The organism is Nonomuraea rhizosphaerae, from assembly GCF_019396405.1.
In the GTDB taxonomy this organism is placed as follows: domain Bacteria; phylum Actinomycetota; class Actinomycetes; order Streptosporangiales; family Streptosporangiaceae; genus Nonomuraea; species Nonomuraea rhizosphaerae.
Window position 1 is genome coordinate 1 of sequence record NZ_JAHKRL010000321.1, and the last position, 3,631, is coordinate 3,631.

4 protein-coding genes are annotated in these 3,631 nt (G+C 71.4%); all 4 read left to right on the forward strand.

Annotation, left to right across the window (positions count from 1 at the left end; genetic code table 11):
* The first annotated feature begins 220 nt into the window (after window positions 1-220).
* On the forward strand, window positions 221-1,402 hold the full coding sequence (locus KME77_RS16165) for a sensor histidine kinase (protein ID WP_308250722.1): 1,182 nt from the start codon (window positions 221-223) through the stop codon (window positions 1,400-1,402).
* Window positions 1,402-2,067, forward strand: coding sequence for a response regulator transcription factor (locus tag KME77_RS16170; protein WP_219467859.1), 666 nt, complete (start codon window positions 1,402-1,404; stop codon window positions 2,065-2,067). The genes KME77_RS16165 and KME77_RS16170 overlap by 1 nt, the downstream gene beginning before the upstream one ends.
* Before the next feature lie 105 nt (window positions 2,068-2,172).
* A complete protein-coding gene (locus KME77_RS16175; protein WP_308250723.1) occupies window positions 2,173-2,925 on the forward strand; it encodes an ABC transporter ATP-binding protein in 753 nt (250 codons plus the stop codon).
* 1 nt (window position 2,926) lies between these two features.
* Window positions 2,927-3,631 (forward strand): ABC transporter permease (locus KME77_RS16180; protein WP_219467862.1); only part of this gene is annotated, 705 nt, incomplete at its 3' end.

Sequence of the window (3,631 nt, forward strand, 5' to 3'; positions counted from 1 at the left end):
GGTCGCGCGATGCTTCCTCTTCACCGCGCGACCCGGCGTCGCGATCATGATCCGCCATCACGATCTCCCTTTACTCGCCCGTTAGGGCGCTCCCAACGACAAGAGTGCCCCAAGCCCCGTAAAGCTGGTGTAAGACCAGGAACTTGTCAGACCTGGGTCGTACTCAGACTTCCCCCTCTAGGCGGACAAATCTAGAGCAGAGCCTTCGTATCGTGATGATGTGCTCGGCAGGATGATGGTGTGGTGCAGTCGCCACCGCGACAGGCTGCTCGACGGCTTGCGCATGGCGCCGTTGTGGGCGTTCTGCCTGTTCTTGGTGGTGCCGTACGGGAACAGCGGCTCGTTCGCCGGCGGCCTGTACATCGGGGCCGGGGGCTACCTCGCCCTGTGCGCGGTGCTGCTGGTGCCGCTGCTGTGGCGGCGCGACCGGCCGCTGACCGTCTTCACGATCGTCGCGCTGGCCAGCTTCGCGCAGTGGCTGATGGAGATCGGCCCGATGCCCGCCAACATCGCGGTGCTGGTGGCGCTGTACTCGGTGGCCTTCCGCTGCGCGTTCGCGTGGGCGGTGGCCGCGGGCCTGGTGGTGGAGCTGGGCGTCTTCCTCGCCATGGTGCACTGGAACGACCCCACGTTCAGCCTGTTCTTCAGCGGCTCGATCCTCGTCGTGACCGTCTGGCTGACCGGCCTGTACGGCAGCACCCGCAGGCGCTACCTGGAGAGCCTGGAGGAGCGCGCCGAACGCGCCGAACGTGAGCGCGACCAGCAGGCCAGGTTGGCGGCCACGGCCGAGCGCACCCGGATCGCCAGGGAGCTGCACGACGTCGTGGCCCACAACGTCAGCGTCATGGTCGTCCAGGCCGACGGCGCCGGGTACGCCATCGACACCGACCCCGACGAGGCGCGGCTGGCCGTGCGCAACATCTCCAAGACCGGCCGCGAGGCGCTCGCCGAGATGCGCAGGCTGGTCGGCGTCCTGCGCGAGGAGGGGGCCGACGAGATGGACTACACGCCGCAGCCGGGGCTCGGGCAGCTGGAGGAGCTGGTCGGCAAGGCGGGCGTGCCCGCGCTGCTGCGCGTCGGCGGCCCGCCGGGCGAGCTGCCCGAGGGCCAGCAGCTCGCCGTCTACCGCATCGTCCAGGAGGCCCTCACGAACGCGCTCAAGCACGGCGGCCCCGGCGTTCAGGCGCTGGTCGAGCTCCAGTACGGGCCGCGCGAGCTGGTCGTACGGGTGACCGACAACGGCAGGGGCGCCGCCGCGCCACGCGGACCCGCCGGGCACGGCCTGGTCGGGATGCGCGAGCGGGTCGGCATGTACGGCGGCGCGGTGTCGGCCGCGCCCAAGGCGGGAGGCGGGTTCGAGGTGCTGGCCAGGCTGCCGATTCCCACGGTGAGGGCGGCGTAGTGATCCGGGTGATGCTGGTCGACGACCAGGAGCTGCTGCGTGCCGGGTTCCGGATGGTGCTGGGCGCCCAGCCCGACATCGAGGTGGTCGCCGAGGCCGCCGACGGCGCCCGCGCGCTGGAGGTGCTGCGCGACGTCGAGGTGGACGTGGTGCTCATGGACGTGCGCATGCCGGCGATGGACGGCGTCGAGGCCACCAGGCGCATCGCCGGCGGCTCGCAGGACGGGCCGAAGGTGCTCATCCTGACCACGTTCGACCTCGACGAGTACGCCTTCGCCGCGATCCGGGCGGGCGCGGCCGGCTTCCTGCTGAAGGACGTGCCGACCGCCGACCTGATCACCGCCATCAGGTCCGTGCACGCGGGCGACGCCGTGGTGGCGCCGACCACGCTCAAGCGGCTGCTCGGCAGGTTCGCTGCCCAGCTCCCGGCCGACGAGCTGCCCAGCGCCGCGGAGCTGACACCACGCGAGCGCGAGGTGCTGCTCATGGTGGCGCGCGGCCTGTCCAACACCGAGATCGCCGCCGGGCTGGAGGTGGCCGAGGCGACGGTCAAGACGCACCTGGGCCGGGTGCTGGCCAAGCTGCAGCTGCGCGACCGCGCCCAGGTCGTGGTGTACGCCTACGAGTCCGGGCTCGTGGTGCCCTCCCATCAGCCGAACGGCTGACCCGGGTCATCTCACGGCCTACGTCAAGTCCGTCCCCCAGGCCGATATGCCGGGCCTTTCACGCCCCTAGCGTTGGTCGCGTTCCCGCAGATCGAAGGAGTGGACGTGACCCTCACCGATACCCGGCGCCAGGCCCCAGAGGCGGTGGTCGCCCGAGACCTGACCAAGGTGTACGGCCAAGGCGACGCGCGGGTGCACGCGCTGCGCGGCGTGGACGTGGCCTTCGCGACCGGCGCGTTCACCGCGATCATGGGGCCGTCGGGCTCGGGCAAGTCCACGCTGATGCACTGCCTGGCCGGCCTCGACACCGCCACCTCCGGCACCGTCCACATCGGCGAGGTCGAGCTGACCGGGCTGAACGACAAGCAGCTCACCCTGCTGCGCCGCGAGCGGATCGGCTTCGTCTTCCAGGCGTTCAACCTGCTGCCGACCCTGACCGCCGAGCAGAACATCCTGCTGCCCCTGGAGATCTCCGCCCGCCAGCCGGACCGGCTGCTGTTCGACCGGGTGATCGAGACGGTCGGGCTGACGGACCGGCTCTCGCACAAGCCGGCCGAGCTGTCCGGCGGCCAGCAGCAGCGCGTGGCCGTGGCCAGGGCGCTGATCAGCAAGCCCCAGGTGATCTTCGCCGACGAGCCGACGGGCAACCTCGACTCGCGCAGCGGCGCCGAGGTGCTGTCGTTCCTGCGCACCTCCGTACGCGAGCTCGGCCAGACCATCGTCATGGTCACCCACGACCCGGTGGCCGCCGCGTACGCCGACCGTGTGGTGTTCCTGCGCGACGGCGAGCTGGTCAGCGAGCTGGCCACGCCCTCGCCGCAGTCGGTCCTGGACACGCTGATGCGGCTGGAGGGCTGAGGTGCTCAGGACCACCCTCGCCGGGCTGCGCGCGCACAAGCTGCGGCTGCTGCTCACCTCGGTGGCGATCACGCTGGGCGTGGGCTTCATCGCCGGTACGTTCGTGCTGACCGACACCATCAGGGCCGGCTTCTCCCAGCAGGTCACGGCCGAGGCCGACAAGCTCGGCGTGGCCGTGACGCCCAAGGGCCCCGGCGCCGTGCTGCCCGCCGGGACCCTGGAGAAGGTGCGCGGCGTCGCCGGGGTGGCCGAGGCCCAGGGTCTGGTCCGCGGCAAGGCGCCGCTGCTGGGCAAGGACGGCAAGGTCGTCGGCGACTACACGCCGACCCTGGCGATCTCCGTCGTCCAGGGACGACTGAACCGGACCACGATCATCAGCGGCACCGGGCCCGGCTCCGACGACCAGGCGGCCGTGCTCGACAAGAACACGGCCAAGGACCAGGGGTTCACCGTCGGCCAGACGATCACCGTGCTCGACTCCCGCGAGCGTGAGCACCGCTTCAAGCTCGTCGGCATCATGGACACCGGCCTGGACCAGGAGCTGGCCTTCAACGGCGCGGTCGGCCTCACCACGGCCATGGCCCAGCGGCTGACCGGCGCCAAGGGCTACGCCGAGATCGACGTCGCCGGCGACCCCTCGCTCAAGCCGGCCGTCGCCGCCGTAGTCGGCGGCGGGGCGGAGGTGCGGACGGGCGCGGAGCTGGCC